The organism is Calothrix sp. NIES-3974, assembly GCF_002368395.1.
Classification (GTDB): domain Bacteria; phylum Cyanobacteriota; class Cyanobacteriia; order Cyanobacteriales; family Nostocaceae; genus NIES-3974.
In genome coordinates, this window is the sequence record NZ_AP018254.1 from 4,288,954 (window position 1) to 4,310,980 (window position 22,027).

19 protein-coding genes are annotated in these 22,027 nt (G+C 42.4%); 10 read left to right on the forward strand and 9 right to left on the reverse strand.

Translation table 11 applies throughout. From position 1 onward, the window contains the following. Nucleotides 1-133: 133 nt before the first annotated feature. The 5 genes from acpS (at nt 134) to proC (ending at nt 3,742) form a co-directional block, all read left to right on the forward strand. A complete protein-coding gene (acpS, locus tag CDC37_RS17245) occupies nt 134-601 on the forward strand; it encodes a holo-ACP synthase (protein WP_096623513.1) in 468 nt (155 codons plus the stop codon). Between the two features lie 133 nt (nt 602-734). Further along, nucleotides 735-1,013 (forward strand): transcriptional coactivator PipX, encoded by a 279-nt coding sequence (gene pipX / locus CDC37_RS17250; protein WP_096623515.1) that lies wholly within the window; start codon nt 735-737, stop codon nt 1,011-1,013. Between the two features lie 20 nt (nt 1,014-1,033). Then, nucleotides 1,034-1,708 carry a YggS family pyridoxal phosphate-dependent enzyme gene (locus CDC37_RS17255; RefSeq protein WP_442861095.1) on the forward strand — a complete coding sequence of 225 codons (675 nt, stop codon included), beginning with the start codon at nt 1,034-1,036 and terminating at the stop codon, nt 1,706-1,708. A gap of 487 nt (nt 1,709-2,195) precedes the next feature. Beyond that, complete coding sequence (locus CDC37_RS17260; protein ID WP_096623519.1) at nt 2,196-2,801, forward strand: cell division protein SepF; 606 nt, start codon at nt 2,196-2,198, stop codon at nt 2,799-2,801. A 119-nt stretch (nt 2,802-2,920) separates the two neighbouring features. Then, a complete protein-coding gene (proC, locus tag CDC37_RS17265; protein WP_096623521.1) occupies nt 2,921-3,742 on the forward strand; it encodes a pyrroline-5-carboxylate reductase in 822 nt (273 codons plus the stop codon). Between the two features lie 205 nt (nt 3,743-3,947). Here proC and clpP read toward each other — a convergent pair whose 3' ends face one another. From clpP to deoC, 6 genes are all read right to left on the reverse strand, one after another. Further along, nucleotides 3,948-4,556 (reverse strand): ATP-dependent Clp endopeptidase proteolytic subunit ClpP, encoded by a 609-nt coding sequence (gene clpP / locus CDC37_RS17270; RefSeq protein ID WP_096623523.1) that lies wholly within the window; start codon nt 4,554-4,556, stop codon nt 3,948-3,950. Between the two features lie 109 nt (nt 4,557-4,665). Next, nucleotides 4,666-5,589, reverse strand: a complete 924-nt coding sequence (locus CDC37_RS17275; RefSeq protein ID WP_096623525.1) for an N-acetylmuramoyl-L-alanine amidase — start codon at nt 5,587-5,589, stop codon at nt 4,666-4,668. 238 nt (nt 5,590-5,827) lie between these two features. Further along, entirely contained in the window at nt 5,828-6,991 is a 1,164-nt protein-coding gene (locus tag CDC37_RS17280) for a glycosyltransferase family 4 protein (RefSeq protein WP_096626345.1), read from the reverse strand. 421 nt (nt 6,992-7,412) lie between these two features. After that, entirely contained in the window at nt 7,413-8,996 is a 1,584-nt protein-coding gene (locus CDC37_RS17285; RefSeq protein WP_096623527.1) for an MFS transporter, read from the reverse strand. After that, nucleotides 8,993-9,889, reverse strand: a complete 897-nt coding sequence (gene recO / locus CDC37_RS17290) for a DNA repair protein RecO (RefSeq protein WP_096623529.1) — start codon at nt 9,887-9,889, stop codon at nt 8,993-8,995. Before recO ends, CDC37_RS17285 begins: the two co-directional genes overlap by 4 nt. A gap of 79 nt (nt 9,890-9,968) precedes the next feature. Next, nucleotides 9,969-10,649 carry a deoxyribose-phosphate aldolase gene (deoC, locus tag CDC37_RS17295; protein WP_096623531.1) on the reverse strand — a complete coding sequence of 227 codons (681 nt, stop codon included), beginning with the start codon at nt 10,647-10,649 and terminating at the stop codon, nt 9,969-9,971. 533 nt (nt 10,650-11,182) lie between these two features. Here deoC and CDC37_RS17300 point away from each other — a divergent pair. Next, entirely contained in the window at nt 11,183-11,341 is a 159-nt protein-coding gene (locus CDC37_RS17300) for a hypothetical protein (RefSeq protein ID WP_231943098.1), read from the forward strand. An 84-nt stretch (nt 11,342-11,425) separates the two neighbouring features. Here CDC37_RS17300 and CDC37_RS17305 read toward each other — a convergent pair whose 3' ends face one another. After that, nucleotides 11,426-12,877, reverse strand: a complete 1,452-nt coding sequence (locus tag CDC37_RS17305; protein WP_096623533.1) for a slr1306 family protein — start codon at nt 12,875-12,877, stop codon at nt 11,426-11,428. A gap of 797 nt (nt 12,878-13,674) precedes the next feature. Between CDC37_RS17305 and CDC37_RS17310 the strand changes: the two genes are divergently transcribed. The 4 genes from CDC37_RS17310 to CDC37_RS17325 all read left to right on the forward strand — a co-directional run bounded on the left by CDC37_RS17310 (nt 13,675) and on the right by CDC37_RS17325 (nt 18,515). Next, nucleotides 13,675-13,986 (forward strand): BMC domain-containing protein, encoded by a 312-nt coding sequence (locus CDC37_RS17310; RefSeq protein ID WP_096623535.1) that lies wholly within the window; start codon nt 13,675-13,677, stop codon nt 13,984-13,986. Between the two features lie 207 nt (nt 13,987-14,193). Further along, entirely contained in the window at nt 14,194-14,535 is a 342-nt protein-coding gene (locus tag CDC37_RS17315; protein WP_096623537.1) for a carbon dioxide-concentrating mechanism protein CcmK, read from the forward strand. Between the two features lie 480 nt (nt 14,536-15,015). Further along, entirely contained in the window at nt 15,016-16,008 is a 993-nt protein-coding gene (locus CDC37_RS17320) for a zinc-dependent alcohol dehydrogenase family protein (RefSeq protein WP_096623539.1), read from the forward strand. Nucleotides 16,009-16,313: 305 nt separating this feature from the next. Next, the gene (locus tag CDC37_RS17325) at nt 16,314-18,515 is read left to right on the forward strand and encodes a pentapeptide repeat-containing protein (RefSeq protein ID WP_096623541.1); all 2,202 of its coding nucleotides are present in this window, start codon (nt 16,314-16,316) and stop codon (nt 18,513-18,515) included. A 100-nt stretch (nt 18,516-18,615) separates the two neighbouring features. On the opposite strand, the gene CDC37_RS17330 is transcribed toward CDC37_RS17325, so the two are convergent. Further along, nucleotides 18,616-19,281: a hypothetical protein gene (locus tag CDC37_RS17330; protein ID WP_096623543.1), complete on the reverse strand. Its 666-nt coding sequence runs from the start codon at nt 19,279-19,281 to the stop codon at nt 18,616-18,618. A 161-nt stretch (nt 19,282-19,442) separates the two neighbouring features. Beyond that, nucleotides 19,443-21,638, reverse strand: coding sequence for a GumC family protein (locus CDC37_RS17335; RefSeq protein WP_096623545.1), 2,196 nt, complete (start codon nt 21,636-21,638; stop codon nt 19,443-19,445). Between the last annotated feature and the right edge of the window lie 389 nt (nt 21,639-22,027).

Here is a 22,027-nt window from a genome sequence, read left to right on the forward strand (position 1 = left end):
CAAAATCCAGGGAGTAGGGAGTGGGGAGTGGTCCGTGACGGGAGTAAGTTATAAGTAATCTAATTACTTGTCTCCTGTATCCTGTATCCTGTATCCTGTATCCTGTCTCCTGACGACCGTATTCTTCCGCGAAATGTTCCGACTAGGCACTGATATCGTTTACATTCCTCGAATTGAAAAATTAGTTAATAAATTTGGCCTGCGTTTTTTAAATCGAGTTTATACACCGGGTGAATTATGCCACTGTGGCTATGGAAACTCCCCAAATCGTCCCGCAGTGGAAAAATTGGCAGGTAGATGGGCTGCAAAGGAAGCCGTTGTTAAAGCCTTGGGGACAGGATGGAGTGGTATCAGCTACACAGATGTGGAAATATGTCGTCATCCTAACGGTATCCCCTTCATCAAATTACATCACAATGCGGCAATGATTGTGGCAGGATGGAATAGAGGAGCAGAAACCGACCAATCTTCTAACCCTTCTTTATCTCTGCCGATGATGGCAAGTTCCCAGTGGCAAATTAGTTTGAGCCACGATGAAGATTATGCGATCGCTACTGCAATTTTGATGGTGTCCATGCCCACACTTTCAAATGCTTTGTAGCGCAGTCTGACATTTTCCCCAATAGGAAAACTGTTTATTTTAAGCAAATCTTCCAGGGTTTATCCGAAACCATGAGCGGAATTGCGATCACAGCTAACGAAAATGTATATGTAACTCGTACCATTCGTCCTAGATGAATTTAGAAAGTCCCGAAACTTACATCAACCATCCAACTTGGGGTTTACTCTACAGAATTAGCATGGTAGACGAGAGCCAAGAATTATTCACCACACTCTACGCGCAACGCTTGTTTTTTATCGTCACCACGGAAGGCAAAACGATGAAATTTCAACCTATCGGCCGTACAGAGGCGAAAATGATGTTGGAAAATCGTCTGCGTAGTCTCCGTCGCACAGGTCTACATCAGGAGTACGATCAACTTCAGAGTGTTTTTAAACGCACATTTCAATGAATAGTTCGACTGGCGATCGCATTAATGCTGACCTTTTTGTCCGTATTGCCCAAATCCAAGCTAATATACCCAATCACGTCAAACTTATCGCCGTCTCCAAGCAGGTTCCTGCTACCGCAATTCGCGCCGCATATACCGCAGGAATTCGCGACTTCGGCGAAAATCGCGTCCAAGAAGCGATCGCTAAACAAGCTGAACTTGCTGATCTAGAAGATATCACTTGGCATCTCATCGGTAATCTCCAAGCCAACAAAGCGAAAAAAGCCCTGACCCATTTCCAATGGATACACTCCGTTGACAACCTCAAACTCGCCCAAAAACTCGATAGTCTCGCCGGAGAATTGAATCTTTGCCCCTCCATTTGCCTGCAAGTCAAAATTCTCCCCGACCCCAATAAATTTGGTTGGCATCTCGACCAACTTTACGCCGACCTACCCCACCTTGACCGTTGCAAAAATTTACAAATTCAAGGTTTGATGACAATACCCCCCTTGGGGTTAGATGAAGCACAGACCCAGGATGTATTCAATCGCACCAGAGAACTAGCTCAAGCGATCGCTTCCCAATCGTGGGAAAGAATAAAAATGACAGAACTATCGATGGGTATGTCTGGAGATTACCAAGCAGCCATTCAAGCCGGAGCCACAATGGTACGCATTGGCACAAGTATTTTTGGCCGCAGAAACAAAGGATAGGGAGTTATCGGGAGCAGGGGCAGGGGAAGTAGAAAATTTATATATAAATATTTCCGTATATGAATCATCCTACCTCCTGTATTTTGTCTCCCATATTCCCCTCACTCGTAAATATACTTAAAATATTTTATACACAAAAATAATTATGTTTCCTGGTTCACGAATTAGACCAAAATGTAGTATTTACAGAAAGTAAACAAAAATTTCCAAGCAGAAAAATAAAAAATACTTCCCTGTTTGGAGTAGTTGGTATATAATCTTGACTCAATCATTGCCAAGACCTTGCTTCTATTACTGGTACTAGGTTTGGCGAATTGGTAATAAATCTAACCAACTATATTTGGATCAGCGCTTGTCAAACATCGTGAATGATGTTACATCTTTAAGTCTTATGATTTGTGATGTTTTTAGCGTTGACTTTAGTAGCAATTGCTTATAAAAATTGCTGCATGTTTGGTTAAAAAATTTGCACCAGGAACGTGTGACAATGAACAATATTTTTACGAAACTCAGAGACTTCGTTGGTTTAAATGAACCCATCGAGTACGAGTACTACGAAGAAGAGCCGGATACCGAAAGTTATCAAAACCTCTACCAAGAGCAAAATCCCCAACCAGCAGCACCACCACAACCCGAACCAGTAGCACAAACTAATAGACGTTGGCGCGAACCCATGTCTACAATGAATACTGACGTTGCAACAAGTACAAAAACAACAATGAATAATGTGATTGGAATGCCTGGTGCCCTCAATGGTATTTCGGAAGTTTTGGTTCTTGAGCCGCGGACATTTGAAGAAATGCCCCAAGCAATTCAAGCTCTACGGGAACGTAAATCAGTGGTATTGAATTTAACCATCATGGATCCAGACCAAGCACAACGGGCAGTAGACTTCGTTGCAGGTGGAACCTATGCCCTAGATGGTCATCAAGAAAGAATTGGTGAGAGTATTTTCCTGTTTACTCCCAGTTGTGTTCAAGTTAGCACCACAAACGGCGTACTCCACGAAGTACCGCAAGCACCAGTTCGTCCCAATCGCACACCGGGAACAACATCAGCATGGGGAACGGAAATGAATCGCATGGCCCAATAGCTGTAGCCTTTTGAGCGGTTTGGGGTTTTAGATTAGGGATTGCATCTAAAATTCCAAATTAGATTGGAATTAAAAATTAAATAAAAACAAAACAAACAAATAAACTTTTTTTTAGAGAAATACTCAGCGTGAAATTTGGCTTAATTGGTGGCGGAGTTATGGGAGAAGCTTTGTTATCCCGTCTTCTTGCCGCAGATGTTTATAAGTCAGAAGAAATTATTGTCAGCGAACCAGCGATCGCTCGACGGAATTTTTTAGCAGAAAAATACAGGGTGAATACTACTGCTGATAACCATCAGGTATTTAAGTCAGTATCTGAAGTCATATTTTTAGCAGTTAAACCGCAGGTTTTTAATCAAATTGCCGCAGATTTTGCCGCCATAGGTGAGTTACAAAGTTCACCTATGGTTGTTTCTATTTTGGCAGGGGTGACACTAGGGCAACTAGAATCGGCATTTACCAACTTACCAGTAATTAGGGCTATGCCCAATACACCCGCCACCGTGGGAGCAGGGATGACAGCCATTTGTGGGGGAAGTAAGGTTAAGCCAGAGCAATTAAAATTAGCCCAGCAACTATTTACCGTAGTTGGGGAGGTGGTCGATCTACCGGAATCGATGATGGATGCAGTGACAGGTTTATCCGGGAGTGGTCCAGCCTACATCGCCATTTTAGTTGAAGCCTTAGCCGATGGTGGAGTTGCATCCGGTTTACCTCGTGCGATCGCAAATCAGCTTGCTTTGCAAACAGTCCTGGGGACAGCCCAATTATTAGCAGAAACAAAACTCCATCCAGCCGTCCTCAAGGATCAAGTCACCAGTCCTGGAGGGACAACCATTGCTGGGATTACCGCCTTAGAAGCAGGTGGGTTTCGTGCCGCAATTATAAATGCAGTCCAAAGGGCTACCCTTCGTTCCAGGGAGTTAGGAGAAAAGGCGTAATCAGATTGGTTAAATTTTGTCGCAGATAGCATCTAAATTTTTGCGGGAGTAGGATAGGTACAGACGCGATATATCGCGTCTGTACGGGAGTAAGGCTTGGGTCGAATGATTGGTTACGTTGCGGTTTTATGTTAATTGCACCTACCTACCAGCAAAAAAAGACGCAGCGGGGCCACGTCTTGAGATTGTCATTGATGCATTATTTCTAACTCACAACAGCTACTGGACGACTACCAGTTGCATGACGGTCAATTACTTGGTCGATTAAACCGTATTTTACGGATTCTTCTGGAGACATGAAGAAATCCCGTTCGGTATCCTCGGTAATTTTCTCAATGGGTTGTCCGGTATGTTCGGCTAGATATTCGTTTAAACGACGTTTGTGGTACAGAATTTCTTTGGCTTGAATTTCGATGTCGGTTGCTTGTCCTTGCGCACCACCTAAAGGTTGGTGAATCATAATCCGGGAATGGGGAAGGCTCATGCGTTTGCCTTTAGTTCCCGCACTGAGGAGGAATGCGCCCATACTGGCAGCTAGTCCTGTACAAATTGTACAAACATCTGAACGAATATATTTCATCGTATCAAAGATGCCCATTCCTGCCGTCACCGAGCCACCGGGAGAGTTGATATACATGTATATATCTTTTTCTGGGTCCTCGGCATCTAAGAACAATAATTGGGCAACAATAAGGTTGGCAACCGTGCTATCGATGGGTTGTCCCAGGAAAATTATTCTTTCCCGCAATAGACGCGAGTAAATATCAAAGGCGCGTTCGCCTCGACCCGATTGTTCAATAACGATAGGAATCATGCAATCTCAGCTAGTTATTTTAGGTACATTCTATCGATTCTTGCGATGGTTTGCTGGGTTGTTTACCGAATTAGGGAGAAATGCGATCGCAAATGTATGATTAATGAATTTAACTATTACCACTACTAGGTTGCCGAAATGTATGCAGCAAGTTGTAAAACCGATCGAAATCAAAGCTGCGGGGGTCAATGCGCTGTCCTGACCTGTCCACTGCACGATGGGTGGTAATCCGGTTGTCGGGGACACTGCTTTGGGCAATTAGCCAGGCGAGGGCTTCATATTGTGCTTCTGTATACCCACTGTGGGTGGTTTCGCTGGTTTGGTTCCAACCATCGGGTGGTGTTTCTAAGGATACATGGTAGGCAAAGTTATTCACAGATGGTGGTAAATTCGGGTTGGTTTGGACGGTTTCTTCACCATTTGGCCCGCTAAATACGGAATTTCCGGCTCCGTAGGCACGTTTTTCGGGAGGGACAAGGTAGACGATGATTCCATCCAGGGTAATTAGGGTATGATAGCTAACTTGATTTTCGTCGTTGGGGTGGGAATTACGGAAGGTATTAATGGCACTTTGGGCGGAGTTAGAAGTTTCGTGGAGGACGATGATGGGTTGATTGGTGGCTGGTTTACCGTTAATATCTGTAGAATAGCGATCGCCGTAGTTACTGGGGTCTGCCCCAGCAATTTGATACCTGGGCTGAAATTTTTTAAAGGCGGTTGTGGTGATGAAGGAATAGGTGGAAACTGGTTGTTGGGGTGGGGGTGTAACTGGTGCTGGGGTGGGAATTACTGTTGCTTCCGGTATTGGTGTAATTGAGGGGGTGGGTGTGGGTTGTGGACTGATTGCTGCTGGTGCAGGTTTACGTTCTGATTGAAACTCGATTCTCGCTGGACTTAGGGCTGTTGTTTCCGCTTGGGAAGTAGACGAAGAGGTTGATTCCGGAGTCTGACGAGTACCCAAAATCACAAATACTAACGCCGCTAAAAACAATGCGATCGCAGCCAGTCGAATATTCCAATCGCGCTCCCTCATTAGTCTATATCTCTACTGCTACTATAATTTAAGGATAGTGTAATTTTAATATCACCCTATCCCCATATCTAGGTAAGCGCAATACTTGATGCTGGAAATATTCCCAGCTTGACCTGGACTATACTTTGCAACTTATACCAATTCGATTTTTTGACGATGAAAACAGACGCGACATGTCGCGTCTCTACTGCCCATTCCCTACCTCTACTGAAAGACTTTTGCTGCAAATCCTAATTAATCACGCTCCTTGGATAAATTGGATTTTTGTTTGTTTCACTTTCGGACTGGCTAAAACCTGGGTGTATAATTCCTCCAAACGGGAAATGTTTTTGGTGAGGGTATAACGTTCTAAGACCCGTTGACGGGCTTTTTGTCCTAGTAGGGCGGTGATTTCTGGGTGGTCTTGAAATAGGGGAAGCAGGGTACGTAATTGCGATCGCACTGTTTTGGTGGTGATCACCACTCCTGCACCATCTTCTAATACTTCCCCGTCTGCTCCAACGTCGGTGGCAATACAAGCAATTCCACAAGCCATTGCTTCTAGTAAGGACAATGATAGTCCTTCCACAAGGGAGGGTAGAATAAACACATCCCCACCACGCAAAATTTCGATTCTGCGAGCTTCATCGGCAATAAATCCTAACCAAATGACTCCATGTTCTGGTCCATAAAATTGTTCCAGGGAGTTTTTTAAGGGGCCATTTCCCACAATTAATAATTTGCTGTCAGGACGCATTTTCGCCTGTTTCCAAGCTCTTAATAGGGCTTCAACATTTTTTTCGAGGGCGATTCGACCTTGATACACAAATAAACGTTTGGCGGCAAATTCGGTTTTGATTTGTGAGGTTCCGGGGGAGTATTTCTCCACATCGACTCCGTTGGGAATCACGGCCACAATTTCTGGAGGAACACCTAATTTTGCTAACAGTTCTCGCTGCAATTGGGAAAAAACAATCACCCGATCATAATTTCCTAAAAATGGAGCATACAGTTGGTAAGCTAATAGTTGCGTGCCGGAAATCAATTTCACACCTTTACTAGCAAAGGGTGGATGAAATGTGGCGATGAGGGGAATATTTAATTCTTCACAGATTTCTGGGAGAAGAAAATCCAGGGGTGAGAGGGTCAGGGATGCATGGACGATATCCGGATGGATGGATTTGAGTGAGTCCGTTAGGACTTTTCTCGCGTTTAATGTGGGAATTGTGTAAACCTGGGATTTATAAATAAAGGGTAATGGTACTTCTCGACAATTTGGCCAAGTATCGGTTTGTGATTCTTCCTGGGCAAAGTGGAGGAAACTAACTTCATGACCTCGGTCAAGTAGGGCATTAGTAATCTCCCGACCGTAGGTGACATTGCCACAAAAGGGTGATTTTTTACCAATCCAAGCTATACGCAGTTTATCAATATTACGCATTAGTTGATTGCTATGAGATTGTTAATGGATTATCAAAACCTATTTTTCGAGTGAAAAATCTGTTTGATCGAGGCGGTGGGTGGATTCACCAGTTGATTTTATTTGTTTATCAGTTTGTTATTGTTGCTAGGCAATAACTAACAGTTGTGGTTGTGGAGGGATGAAAGCCAAACCTTGATCTCAAGAATGCTGTTCAATCGTGAATAACATCCGTAACAACAGCCTCAAAGGCGATTGCTGAATTCAAGTTTACCATGAAAAGCTGTGGTATTCGGAAAAATATATCGACTGAAAAGGATACAGGATACAGAATACAGGAGACAGGAGATATATAGTTTCACGAAAATTTTCACCCTCTCCCCCTGCTATCCCCTACTCCCTATTCCCTAACTAGATTGCGGATTTATTCGGGGGAATTGTACCAAGTAAAGATGCTGACTATAAGGACAATTGCTGCTAGGGTCAAAAATACGGATTTGAGTCCGACGAACCTAACCATTACTCCTGTTAAACCTAGGGGTAAGGAAAGGGCGATATTAATCACATTATTCTGTAAACCAAAGACTTTTCCTCGCATTTCTGGGGGGGTCTGGGTTTGTATTGTGGTTTGCATGGGGATACCAATTAAGGCTCCAAAAATACCGATACTTGCTACTAAAATTAATACTAACCACAGATTACTTGTAAATACTGATAACCCCGCTAAAGCCGCAGCCATACCGATACAGCCGTAGGTACTCAAATGTCCGTGGAGGAAGCGCTGACCAAATTGACCAATTAACATTGCCCCAATAGCCATTCCCACACCACCTACTGCTAGTAAAAATCCAAATTGTTCGGTGGCAATTTCGGGAATGATTTCTGCTAGTCTGACTGCGAGGACGGTAAGGGAGGCAAAAACCGAAAATAAAATGATTAATTGTATAATTGCGTTTCTTAAAGGTCTTTGCCCTTGAATGTATTTCAATCCATCCTGTAAGTCTGCAAAAATATGGGGTTTTTCTGGGGTATTTTCAGATTCTGTTTGCTGGGTGGGTTGGTTTTCGTTGGTTGCCAATACCGATAATACTAAACCCGCGATCGCATAACTACCTCCGACTAAAATTTCTTGACCGATTCCTGCTGTTCCTCCCAGACTTGACCAAATTTTCTCGACTCCGACTAACAGGGGTTCCCCTACGGCAAAGCCGATAATTACCGATGCCATCATGGTTGTGGTATACAGGGAATTGGCTGACAACAAGTTGGCTTCATCGACAATTAAGGGAATTACAGCCTGTTCTGCGGGTGCAAAAAACTGGGTTAATGTGGATACGATGAAGGTGACGGCTAATAAAATCAAAAATCCAATCGGTAAGCTTCCTAGGGAGTGCCAATCACGGGTTAACCACAATAGTATGGGTATGGCTAATACTAATATGCCTCGCCAAATGTTTGTCGCTACCAATACGGCTTTTTTCGACCACCGATCCACAAATACCCCGGCGACGGAACCAAATAACACGGCTGGAATCGTAAAGGCCATCATCAAGGCGGAAACCCACCCGCTAATTGTTTCTTCTCCACGGTGAAACTGGGTATTAATAAGGGCAATCATTAACACTAAGTACACCTTGTCTGCCAATTGACAAAAAACCTGTCCCCCCCACAACGCTAAAAAATTATGATTCTGTAATACGGGTAAAAATCCCCTTCTTGGTTGGATTTTTGGCGGATTCCCATTTTCATTGTCTGGATGGTGGGAAATTCCATGATTTATCTTGCTTGTATTATTTGTATTGTTTGTATGGTTGATATTAACTACTGTTTTTTCTCCCAAGGATGATTCTTGATTCGGGCGAGAATGAATGTTTGATTTGGGTTGGGAGTTGGCTCCGGGATGATTTTGGACGTGAAAACTGGGGGTGGAGAGGCGATTTGTTCCTCTATTCATCGGGTGTTTGGCGACACTTCGGGTTGTGGTTTCCAGTTCAGAGGGTTGCATCATAGGTTAGCAGCAAAATAGGAATCAATAAGGGTAGCAGAGCGGATTTGACGACCAAATTGGTATTGGGTATATTGACGTAGGACGCGTTCCACCGATAACCAAGTGGTGTCTTGGGGTAAGTCCAATTCCAGAATTTGGGGAAAGGATAGGTGTTGGAGGATATGTAATTCTGCTGCATTTAAACGTTGGCTAAGGCTGGGAACTTCTTCTTGGTGGACAATGGTCTGATAGGGGGAATTTTCCTCCTTTACGGTGGGAGTTGTTGCTTGATATTCTCTCCCCCCTTCCCGAACGGTTGCCAATTGACGACGCTGTTTCCACTCAGCTAAATTGATGATTCCTCCAGCACTCACACTAAAACCGACTTGCCAATCGGCATCCCCAAAGTTGGGTTCTAACTGTTGTTGACTCAAACAACAATGGTTGACTTGGGGTGTTAAACCGGCGATCGCTAATAGTTGAAATATCCCATGTACTAATAGAATTAGTACGGTACACCAATTGTGGCTATTAACATTATTTAATCGATTTAAATGTTCGTTTAACAATATATACAAATCTTCTTGTGGATGACCGGGAATTGCTTGACAGAGGGCAATTTCCGCCAGGTATTGGCTTGCTGCTAACTTGACAAGATTTTTCCCCAATCCGGGGTAGGTTTGTAGGGTATGAGCTTGGGTGATTTTATCGAGAGTCTTACCTTTAGCAATTAATAACTCATTGACAATAAACATGCCACTACGACCACCAAGACTGGAATGGGGTTTGCGCGCACCAGGTGCGATCGCTTTGAGCAAACCACATTCCCTGGTTAATATTGTGACTAATCTATCTGCTTCTCCAAATGCCTGTGTCTTTAAATTAATTCCCGTAACTTTGTAAGTTCGACTCATCTTCAATCTATCCGCATTCTTTTGTCAGTATCCATCCTACGTCGGCTGTATCTCTCACAACAATCACTCCGACGAGTTTTTACTGACTATGCTCCAGTGATTGCCACTGATGCAGTAGGGAAATGCTGTGAGATGTACCTAATCGGGTTGCACCCGCTATCACTAAGTCTAAGGCTTGTTGGGGCGAACGGATACCACCTGCGGCTTTAATTTCCACTTCTCCCCGGACAAGTTCTTTGAGTAAACGCACATCTGCTACTGTAGCACCCCCATTCCATCCCGTACTCGTCTTTAAAAATCTCGCTCCCGCATCTTGAGCTAATTCTGCGGCTAATCGCTTCTCGCGATCGCTTAATAGGGCCATCTCTAAAATTACTTTGACAATCACCCCTGTTTCTTCGCAAATTTCCGCGATTTCCCGATGGACTGCATCCGTTTCTCCGGCTTTTAACCACCCCAAATTCATCACCACATCCAACTCATCGGCTCCGTTCTCAACTGCTTCCTGTGCCTCATAAAGTTTTGTTGCAGAGGTAGTCGCCCCAGTAGGAAAACCAATTACAGTACAAATTTTAGGCTTTTTGCCGTGCAATAGTTCTTTTGCTAGACGAACATAGGTAGGATTGACGCAAACACTGGCAAATCGATATCGGTCAGCCTCTTCGCACCACTGAGCAACTTGCTCGCTGGTTGCAGTCGGGGTTAGCAGCGAGTGATCGATGTAGGGAGCTATATTAATATCGGCATATTCTGCTGACATCACAGGTGTTTATATATATTGATAAATAACCACAAATAACTTAATACTATTTTAGGTGATAACAGGGCAGTTATTTGCGCTTTCACGGAAATTACGTGAATTCCTTCCCCTTAAGTAGCTATTCTTTATACTATCCCTGCGTGAAGTGCCATCAATTAATTTGCGCCAAATGAAGAAGTTGTAGTAGTGGTCTGTCCCATTAATTTTGATGGGTGAGAAAAGGCACGTAGTAGCACTTTAGCGCCTTTATACTAAAGCTTTTTCGCAACTAGAGCTACTATTACAAGCCCTGAATTTTGGGTTTTATCGATTAGTCGATAGGAGTATGTAACTGAAGAATTAACTTATAATGGCTGTTAGGGACTTCCAAACCCTTAACTCTCTTAGATTTGTTTTGTAGAACATATGTTCTACCTATAGCGTGAGTCCCATAAATAATTTACAAGTTGATATTGGAATACCTAGGTTAGAAATTATGGGTAATTTGCCAATATGAAGATACAAATTTGACAACGTCGGTATCTGTGACCTAATTGCAGCAGCAACTTCACGAACTGCTACCGCAATTATCACCGGAGCGATCACGGGTACTTGCTGATTTTGCTGCTTACTTAGTCAACACAGAAAGCGAAGCTGCTACCCAAGAACTGTTGGCAATACCTGGATTACTCGAAAAGTCAACATTCAATTAATATCCCCAACTTTTGCTGTCGATTCTGAAGCAGAATCTTGCTAAAAGTTGGGGCAAAAGTAAAAAAACTACAAAATAAAGCTACTCAAGCAGGTGTTTCCACTGAAATTTGGGCTGCGGGATTATCTGGTAACAGACGTTTAACACTCTGGGAGACAAAGGATTGTAAGTAGACGACCTGTTGATTTTGTTGGAAGACAGTTTGCAAGGTTTGGCGTAGGGTATCCAAGTTGAGATTGCTACCACTAGCAACGGCGATTTCCTGTGCTTGGAAATATTCTACCAGGGCTAAACCAGCTACTCGCGTTAAATAAGCAGCACTGACACCTTGGAGGATACCACCAATGGCAAAGGTGACGGCATTAGTTTTCAACACAATGCTAATGGCTTTGGTGGAAAGTTCCACTAATCCCAATTTCAACATCATCCGACCCATTTCTCCCGCGATCGCTTTGCCTTGGTCTAGGGTAAATTTTTGTTGATAAATATGACCTAAATCCACAATCATTTGGGCATTAATGGCGGCTGTTGCTAAAATATCCAAAGCAGGAACGGGATTGGCAAAAGCTGCGGAAGCTGCTATCCACTGATATTGTTCGATAACAGGAACAGCGCGATCGCGTCGTTGTTGATTTAAATAATTTTTGGCTGTGGTTTTGATTGTATAGGCTTGACGGATAGTTGTGGCCCAAATTAAGTTGACTGCCTGGGTTTGCACCACTTGAGCTAAACTAGCAGTTAACTGGTTAATATCTGGTGCAGGTTGTTCCCACCATTCCTGAATGGAACCATCTTCCGTATGTTTGCGAACTTTGAGCGGTTGGGGAACTGCACTCACGGCAACCGTTTGGGCAAAGCGCTGTTTTAGGGAATATAATACTTGGGCCCTTTCGTCACTTAAGTATAAATCCTGCTTGTTGAAAACTAATAAACTGCGTTGATTACTGAGATTTAACTGCTGAATTGCTTGTAATTCCGTTTCCGTTAAATCGCCACTGATTACAAATAGCACATAATCAGCCCCATCAGTACTAGCCAAGATTTCCCCATCGGAGGTGGAACTAGCCTCACTAAACAGGGGTGGGGTTTCTTGGAATTGGAGGGAATAACTGGAGGAAATACCTGGATTTGCTTGCAAAAGCTTGATAATAGAGGATTTACCTACCGATTTACCCCCCGTCACCGCTACATGGAGTTGACTGCGGTTCATATCGGTGGCTAATTGGGTCAATTGCTCTTGCAATTCCGGTAAAGCCGGATGGGTTGGAGCTTCCGTAACCAACTGATTGACAGCCACCTGAGCAGAAGCGATCGCATCTTCAACGGTATCACGATTTTCCGGTAACTTTTGCAAAAATGCGATCGCTTGATTTGGATTCGGTTTAAATAGCCATAAACCCCCACCAACCACTGCTAAAGCCAACACAGCCAATTCACCAAATTGGAACAAAGAATCTTTCCAACTATCTAAAATCCAGAGGGCAAAGGATAGCCCCAGTCCTCCCACTAAAATTGGTCGTCGTAAGTTTACAGTCATGATTCTCCACTTTTTGAGCGTTGTCACTTCTGATATAGATTACAATCCTCCAGGGACAGGTTGCATTTGGATTTTTACCGAATAGAAAACCAAAGCCCCTAATTTTCATCATGGGGATGTAGCGAAGGTTAAAAGTTAACAGTCAACAATCCGTTATTATTTGTGCAACTTATTTCCCATCAATCAAGTAAATGGGGTAAATTACCTATCCTCTACTGCAATAATTAGCCGTCTCTAGCCCCTGTCAAATACTTATACACAAAAAGTCCCATATGTCTATTGTAGATATGAATTTCCGATGTATTTTGTTACATTGCCACATTTTCTCTCAAATCAGGGACAGGTAATAGGGAACCACAGAAGAACTAATTTGTATCCAATCGCCGTATAATAATCACACAACAATTTGGAAATACGATTGGGATAAACGTCCCACCGGGAGCATGGAAGCTAGGAAAATTCAGTTATACCAATTTGAAAAAAGAATGCAACACGAAAGACGAATCTTGCAGAGACGTAGCATTGCTATGTCTCCTATTCTGGGTGTGTTGCAAACATTTTTTAATCGGTATTAGGTTAGTCCAAAATCCGTAGACGCATGTAGCGCAGCTTCTCCTTACCAGCATTTTGAGCGAGCAAGCCATAGGTGTTGAGTAACAAGTTGATTTTCCTACCATTCCCATCACGGACTACTCCCTAACCCCTAGAGTTTTGAGGAATTTACTCCAAATCCGGGGTTAGAGTCATCCAATATCTAAAATCTCAAATTTTTTTTTGAAAAAGGAGCATGTCACACCATGCCAATAGCAGTCGGAGTCATCGAAACATTAGGCTTTCCAGCCGTTTTAGCCGCAGCTGACGCAATGGTCAAAGCGGCGGAAGTAACAATTGTATACTATGGTATTTGTGAAAGTGGACGAATGATGGTGGTGTCCCGTGGACAGGTAGCCGAAGTCAATCGAGCTGTGGAAGCAGGAATTGCAGCTGGGGAAGCAGCCTATGGTGGTAAAGTCATCACCCACTACATCGTACCCAATCCACCGGAAAATATTGAAACCGTATTACCGATTCATTTCACATCCAAATCCGAACCATTTCGGATATTCTAAAATTTTTCCCAACTCCTGGTGTTCTAGGATTCCCAATTGGGACAATGATTCGTACAATATTTTGTACAGTAAATTTTTATCGTTAACAGTACAGGCTAAACAAAGATTGGTTTTTACCCCATTATCCGTGTTGACTGATAACTGTTGACTGATAACTAACAACTAAAATTCATACCGCGTAAGTTTTCAGAACACAGGAGACATGCAATGCCACCACAGGCAGTTGGTTCACTCGAAACAAAAGGTTTTCCCGCAGTACTTGCTGCTGCGGATGCAATGGTTAAAGCTGGACGTGTCACCTTAGTAGGTTATATCCGGGTCGGAAGTGCGCGGTTTACTGTAAATATTCGTGGGGATGTCCAGGAAGTCAAAGCTGCAATGGCTGCTGGTGTAGAAGCCGCAGAAAGTTGTCACGGTGGTGTGTTGGAGTCATGGGTGATTATCCCCCGTCCCCACGAAAATGTGGAAGCAGTTTTACCCATTGGCTACACCGACCAGGTGGAACAGTATCGCCAGGCTGTTAATAACCCCATCATGCGCAGAACTTGATTTGGTCAAAGAATACAGAAGAAAGGAGATAGGAGATTAGGATACAGGAGAAAAGAATACAGAAGACAGGAGATAGGAGATTAGGATACAGGAGGCAAATATAAACTTCCCCAGCTTCCCCTATCTGCCTTGATCCATAATTCCTAAATTAACATACTATACCTACGGGAATGTGAAACAGCTACAGATGTTAGCGCTTGATTGTTAACTGTAGGGCATTTTCGTAAAACTAATTTCTATCGAGGTGAAACAGCTACAGATGTTAGCGCTTGATTGTTAATGGCTAACAGACAGTTAGTTCTCTCAGTATAGTGAACTTTGTATTAGTTGAACACCTATTCTCTAAAAATCAGATGACAGATGAAACCAACAAAATCATTGCCATATCCACCTCTTTGAATTACCGTAACCCGTAGCAGCAAGACAAAAAGTTATCACAAATTACGAATTACGAATTACAAATTAGCACTCACCACCAACATGAAAGCAGTTGTCATGACAGCAGCAGGTAGTCCGGATGTTTTGGAACTACGAGATGTTGCCAAACCTAGTCCTGGTAGCCATGAATTATTAATCAAGCTAAAGGCTGCTGGAGTTAATCCAATTGATACAAAACTGCGCAAACGCGGTACTTTTTATCCTGAACAAATGCCAGCAATTCTCGGTTGTGATGGTGCGGGTATCGTCGAAGCAATTGGTTCCCAGGTGAGTCGGTTTCGGGTGGGGGATGAGGTGTATTTTTGTCACGGAGGACTGGGTTCCCATCAGGGTAATTACGCAGAATATACGACCATTGATGAAAAATTTGCCGCTCCTAAACCGGCTACAGTGTCCTTTGCGGAAGCTGCTGCTGCTCCTCTGGTATTGATTACTGCTTGGGAAGCTTTGTATGACCGTGCTCGTTTAGCTCCCCTGGATCAGGTGTTAGTCCATGCTGGTGCTGGAGGTGTGGGACACGTGGCTATACAGCTAGCGAAGTTAAAGGGAGCGAGTGTTTGTACTACTGTCAGTTCTAGGGAGAAGGCTGAGTTTGTCCAGGGTTTGGGTGCGGATTTGGCGATTAATTATTTGCAAACGGATTTTGTCCAAGCTGTTTTGGATTGGACGGATGGGAAGGGGGTTGATGTTGCGTTTGATACGGTAGGTGGCAATGTGTTGGCGCAGTCTTTCCCGGCTGTACGGGTATATGGTGATGTGGTGACAATTTTGGAGCCGGATGGGAAGACCAGTTGGAAAGTGGCACGTAACCGTAATCTACGCATTAGTTTGGAATTAATGTTAACACCGATGTTGCAGAATATAACTGATGCACAGATTTATCAGACAGAAATTTTGACCCAGTGTGCTAGGTATATGGATGAGGGTAGTTTACGAATCCATGTTGGTCATCGCTTTGGTTTGGAGCAGGTTGCAGATGCTCATCGGTTACTGGAAGGGGGGTCAATGATGGGTAAAATTGTGGTGGAACTCTGAAGGAGTGACGAAAACTTCGGAAACTATGATGCAGCAATAGTTTTCAGCCAGTCTACCATAACTAAAGATGTACTTCATTTTTCGGCTTTATTGATTCTATTATTAATCAGCTTCGGTCAAAAGCCTTATTTTACCGTTGAACTTGGTTCTGAATTTAGTTTTATCTTCATAGCGATCAACAAAGCTTAACACAATCATGTGTATCGCTACTTTATAATCTTTGCCGCATAAAGCTTTGACGCTAGATTGTCACTCCCCAAGGTGGAACTAGATGGTTACAATTCCCTAATTCCTTACCCTAGCAGATGGATGCAAAAATCAGATTATTTTCCTGTATATTAAATAGATTCTTATTATTTTTATTGGTAATTTTGTTGTGTTTTACTTGTTTACCGGTGTTAGCTCAACCGCAAACTGAACGAGTATTATTGACAGTAGATTTATTGCAGGAAAGGTTGCATAATCCGGTTTTTGAGGATGGTAAATTATTTGTTGATTTGCGATTTATGGTGGTTGATTTGCGACCTGAAAATGGTGAGTTTGCAAGTCAGTTTTATCAGTTATTGCGCAAAGAGTTGTCAAAAACAGGGAGTGGTAAGTCCCTCGGTTTAGATTTAAGTGATGCAGTGATTCAAGGGGATTTTGTTGGTAGTGATTTGGGAATACGGACAAGTTTGTATCCCCAGGTGATTTCTCCTAGTTTTTCTCCGGGAGAACAGGAACAACTTGCACAATTAAAAGGGGTGTGTTTGCAGTCTTTAGGGTTAGGGTTTGCTTCCGGTCGGGATTGTAAGTCTTTGTTGGGTACTCAATCTACTGCTTCTAGTGATATTTATGTGTTTCGTGGTGGATTGACCATCAGGAGGACAAGGTTTAATGGGATGGTGTCCTTTGCAAATACGTTTTTTTTGCAACCTGTGGATGCTGAAGGAGCGATTTTTCAGGGAGTGTCAAATTGGACTGAAACCCGGTTTAGTCGCACTGTGAATTTCTCTGGTGCGGTGTTTCGCCAATCTGCGCAATGGGGAGGTAGTATTTTTTTTGACAAGGCAGATTGGAAATTAGTGAAATTTCAAAATGGGGTTTATTTTCAGGGTAGTAGTTTTGAGGATAATGTCAATTTTACCCAAGCTGTATTTACCGGGTTGGCAAAGTTTAGTCGTTCCCAGTGGTGGGGTAATACGGATTTTTCCCAGGTACGGTTTGCTGGTCAGGTACAATATACGCGATCGCATTTTCATGGTTTTTTGTTGTTGATCGAAACTACTTTTGAACAAGCGGTGACTTTTCGAGCAGCACAGTTTCAGCAACCTGTGACTTTCAGAGGTGCAAGTATTCTCAACCAAGCGGATTTTAGTGATGTTGAGTTTAGCAAGTCTGCATATTTAAATGTGTCGGGGTTAGGATTTAATTCCAATCAAGCGAAGTTTTTGGGAAATCCGAATCAAATCGGTAAAATGCTGGTGGTATCAAGTTTACAGGGAAATCAAAGTGTGTTGCGAAATTTAGCACAGAATTTCCGTTCTCTGCAACAAATTGGTGATGTCAACCAACTTGAATACACTAAGCAACAGTTACGTTTACAGGAATTAACCCATTTATTAACGGGAATTAATATTAATAGTGCGTCCCCAGAAACCCTAATTCGGTTAGGTTTTAATTTTCATCAAGTAAGTGCGATTATATCACGACGGGAATTACAACCATTTCGCGACAAAACGGAATTACTCGCTTTGCCTGAAGTTGATTTTAACACCTATATCCAACTCAATGAAAAACTAATGTTTGGCGAACCATTACTTGTTGGTGGGTGGTTATTACATGCTTGGACATGGTTATGCTTAAGTTTATTATTACTACTTTCTGGCTATGGAACCAGTTTTTGGTTGGTTTTCGGTGTCGGAATCATGGCGATCGCTTATTTTGGATTAGTATTTTGGTTCATCGATCGTTTGCGTCGTTTCCGTCCGGTAGCAATTTTACCAACAACGGATGAAACTATTGCGATGTTAACTAGCTTTTGCTGTCTGAATTTACTGGGTATATTAGCTGTCTTCCGCAATAGTGAAAACCCGTGGTTAACTTTGATGTGTTTGGGTTTAATTATTGTCCCCATCCCTTTGTTCTTGGTTATTCGGCTTTACCAAGGGGGTCGATATCATAATCAAATACACGTGACTTATTTTACTGAAGACTCCTCCATGCGACAATTACGGTTACTCATTGGTCGATTACCAGTCATTCCTCGGTATATTGGATTTCGCGATCGCTATTTATCTATTCTGTGGGAAAAGCGTTGGAATTGGTTGAATTACTACGATTTTAGTATGAATAATTTACTCCGAATCGGTTTTAATGATATCCGTCTACGGGACGAAGATGTACCGGGAATTATCTCTTCTTTGGCTTGGTATGAATGGAGTTTAGGTGTTTTGTATATTACGCTAGTATTGTGGACTTTATCGCGAACAATTCCCGGTTTGAATTTATTGATTTATTTGAAATAGGTAGATGGGGAAATTTATTCGTTATGAACAGTGGGTAGGAAGAGACGTAACATGACGTTACACTCCACCTATAATTATCCTTAACTTTGTATTCTGTCTCCTATATTCTATCTCCTGTATCCTTGATTCTGAGAACCGTATTCTCATCTTTTAAAGCTGCAACTAAAATCCGCATAACTTGCTCTAAATCTTCTGGAACCCGATAGCTATTAATTCCTTGCGCAAAACTTTTTTGAATGCGATCCAGTTGACAAAATTGCCAAATCGTACCCGTGGAAACAGCTCCAACTAAAATTGGTTGCTGTTCAATTTTTGTTCCTCTCTCCCACTGATCCAGTGCAATCATTTCCGCTACTAATTGGGTAAAACCCCGGGTCATATCCTCATATTTTGCTTCAATTACTAGCAGTTTATTCATCGAATTCAACCGCAGTAAATAATCTAAATTACCCTGTAACCAATTAGAAACTTTTAAGCTATATTCAATCCGTAATTCTGCCTTTGTATAATGTACTAATTCTGTCACAACTCGGGAAATTAAAATCTCACGTCTAGCAAATTCATTGGTCAGGGGTACAAAAGGCAAAATCTCCTCGATCCTATCTTTCAATTCTTGCAAACGGTCGAGTTCGCCGACAAATTCCGGCAAATGCAAAATCTTTCTAGTTAAACTGTAACCAAACTCCTGAGCAAGTTCACTGGATTCTAAACCCAACTCAAAATATCGACTGAAGGTGTAGTTTTGATTCGGATCAAGAATTGACACAGAATACCCAACTTAAGCCATTGACGTTAATTATATAATATTTTTAGTGCGAATTAAGTTGGAAGGTGTAATTTTTTGTAAAACCCGTAGATTTAGTATAAAGGCGCTCTTTACATAAGTACGTATTTTTCCTCACCCATTAAAGTTTTATTGGCGGACAACTAGATTTCCATACCCTGAACAACTGGAATTGACCCCGTTTCTTCAGCATAATAACTATCATTAAACTGGTAATAACTATAAGGCTCATTTCCTGGTTGCACAGCATTGACGACCTGTCCTAAGACATTTTGACCAGATTTTTCTAAGAGTTCCAAGGCAAACGCTGTACTGACCCGATCTGCAACTCCGGGACGAACAACTAATAATAAACCGTCTGACATTTGTCCTAATGTTGCCGCATCTGCTGCTACATTTAAAGATGGTGCGTCAACAATCACAAAATCATAGTAGCTAGAAAAACTATCAATTAAAGAAGCCATCCGCTTCGAGTCTAATAAAGCACCTGGACTAGGAGGAACTACACCCGCAGTCAAAACGTCCAAATTGTCTGCAACTGATTTGATTGCTGACATTACTTCGCTTTGTCCCACAATCACATTACTCAATCCTTTAGTGTTATTTATATCCCAAATCTGGTGTTGAACAGGACGATGCAGATCCGCATCTACTAATAATACTTTCCGTTCCATCTGCGCGATCGCCATTGCTAAGTTTGCTGCAACGGTGGATTTTCCTTCCTTGGGTACGGAACTGGTGACAACGATGGATTTTAATTTTTTATCTGCGCTGATGAAGTTCAAATTTGCTCGCAGCATCCGATAGGCTTCACTGGTTGCAGAACGAGGCAGATCCCGCACTACAATTGAAGGGATAGAATATTCATTACTAGAACTACGTGCAAGGGAAAATTTGGATTTTTCTGGACTGGGAATCACACCTAACAAGGTCAATCCCATAAATTCCCTGGCCTCATCCACCGTCTTAATCAGCTTATCACGGGTTTCCAACAGATACATCGCTGCCATTGATGACAGTAAACCTAATAATCCTGCACTGAGATAATTCACAGATGGTGAACCCAGGGGTTGATCGGGAACCGTTGCTTGGCTGATAATTTGGGCATTACCCAGGTTCTGATTTTCGGCAATCCGGCTTTCTTGCAGTTTTTGTAGAAGCAATGAATGGGTCGATTGAGCTGCTTGAACTTTTCGCTCCAGTTCTCGTAACTGCTGACGCAATAGAGGTAAAGAATTCAATCGCTGACGATATTCCCTTTCAGTTGCGGTTAGGGTGGCCAATTGACTAGCTAAACCGAGCCGTCGCGATTCCAATTGTACCATTTCTGCCGATAGTTGCTGTTTGAGTTGTCCAACCTGCAAATCCCTTGGAGTCACCCCCGGTTCTGCTCCAGATACCTGAGCAATACGATTCTGTAAAATTTGCTGTAAGGAATCGCGTTTTTCCCTTAACTTCACTATCTCCGGATGGGTTTCCGTAAATACATTGCGTTTATCGGCTAACTGGGATTCAATCCCTTGCAATTCCTTAACTACAGACTGCACACCCTCCGATTGACTCAGGGAAGTCACTGCTATAGCTTGTTGCGCATTCATTCCTAATTGTTCACGAATCGCTTTTAACTGCGCACCCGTATCCGAAACCTGCGATCGCGTTTCGTTAATTTTTCTTTCTAAATCTGCTAGGGTTTCAATGGATTTATTTGCTTCCTCATCCAGGGAAAAAATCCGGTTCTTTTCTTGAAATTTCCGCAACTCAGCTTCTGCTTGCCGAACCACTCTTTCCGCATTGGGTAATTGATTTTCCAGAAACTTCCGCGCTGCTGTGACTGTACTGCGATGATAGGCTACGTTATGCTCTAGGTAGGCGTTCATCAGTGTGTTCACAACTTCTGCTGCTAGTTTGGGATTGGTGTCATTGTAGGATATTTGTAATACATCGGTTCCTTTGATATCCCTGATGGTTAGTTTCTTTAAAAATTCACTCGGTTTTAGAGGTAAGTTTTTCTGGTCTTTTAAACCCACTCTTTTAATTGTTTTATCAACTATCGGGTGCGAACGGATTACTTCAGCTTCAGTATTCAAAGGGTTTGTTCTATTATCTTGAACTACAGGTTCTAACTTGGCAATATCCGGTGCGACACCCGTTAACGTAGAGATATTATTTACACGCTGAAATTGCAATTTCCCCTCAGCTTGATACACAGGTCTTTTCATAGAGGCAACACCTAAAGATATCAAAAACACAGGGAAAAATACACTTAATCCCGGAATCCAACGTCTTTGTAAAATCTGCCAAGACTTTTCTGTTAGTGATACTGTATCTTGCTCTTCCATTACTTAATACCTGTCTTGTTTTTAAATTGTGATTTAACAGTTAGTTTCAGTGATAATACAAAGTTATTCCTACATTCATCCCAAAAATCTCAAATCTATTTTATTGCCTTAAGTTGTCTGTTATTTTTCTTAGAGGATGCTTTAAATGCTGCTTGTTGTATGGGTATGGGGAGTAATCAATCACAACTCTGTTCAATGAGTACTTGGTAAAATATTTATTGACACTTTTCAAACACCCTCCGAGGATTTTCGATATTTCTGTGTTTACTACAGCAGCAATGTCAGGAGGTTTAGCGATCGCGATATCTATACATTAATTTTATTTAAGCACTTGACAGACTTTACATGAATTCATATTAGTATTTATATACTTCTTTTCCCTGAAGCAG

Excerpts from the sequence above, each read along its gene's own strand:
- acpS (WP_096623513.1), top strand. The coding sequence starts at position 134 with ATGTTCCGACTAGGCACTGATATCGTTTACATTCCTCGAATTGAAAAA.
- pipX (WP_096623515.1), top strand. The coding sequence starts at position 735 with ATGAATTTAGAAAGTCCCGAAACTTACATCAACCATCCAACTTGGGGT.
- CDC37_RS17260 (WP_096623519.1), top strand. The coding sequence starts at position 2,196 with ATGAACAATATTTTTACGAAACTCAGAGACTTCGTTGGTTTAAATGAA.
- clpP (WP_096623523.1), bottom strand. The coding sequence starts at position 4,556 with ATGATTCCTATCGTTATTGAACAATCGGGTCGAGGCGAACGCGCCTTT.
- CDC37_RS17275 (WP_096623525.1), bottom strand. The coding sequence starts at position 5,589 with ATGAGGGAGCGCGATTGGAATATTCGACTGGCTGCGATCGCATTGTTT.
- CDC37_RS17285 (WP_096623527.1), bottom strand. The coding sequence starts at position 8,996 with ATGATGCAACCCTCTGAACTGGAAACCACAACCCGAAGTGTCGCCAAA.
- recO (WP_096623529.1), bottom strand. The coding sequence starts at position 9,889 with ATGAGTCGAACTTACAAAGTTACGGGAATTAATTTAAAGACACAGGCA.
- deoC (WP_096623531.1), bottom strand. The coding sequence starts at position 10,649 with ATGTCAGCAGAATATGCCGATATTAATATAGCTCCCTACATCGATCAC.
- CDC37_RS17305 (WP_096623533.1), bottom strand. The coding sequence starts at position 12,877 with ATGACTGTAAACTTACGACGACCAATTTTAGTGGGAGGACTGGGGCTA.
- CDC37_RS17310 (WP_096623535.1), top strand. The coding sequence starts at position 13,675 with ATGCCAATAGCAGTCGGAGTCATCGAAACATTAGGCTTTCCAGCCGTT.
- CDC37_RS17315 (WP_096623537.1), top strand. The coding sequence starts at position 14,194 with ATGCCACCACAGGCAGTTGGTTCACTCGAAACAAAAGGTTTTCCCGCA.
- CDC37_RS17320 (WP_096623539.1), top strand. The coding sequence starts at position 15,016 with ATGAAAGCAGTTGTCATGACAGCAGCAGGTAGTCCGGATGTTTTGGAA.
- CDC37_RS17325 (WP_096623541.1), top strand. The coding sequence starts at position 16,314 with ATGGATGCAAAAATCAGATTATTTTCCTGTATATTAAATAGATTCTTA.
- CDC37_RS17335 (WP_096623545.1), bottom strand. The coding sequence starts at position 21,638 with ATGGAAGAGCAAGATACAGTATCACTAACAGAAAAGTCTTGGCAGATT.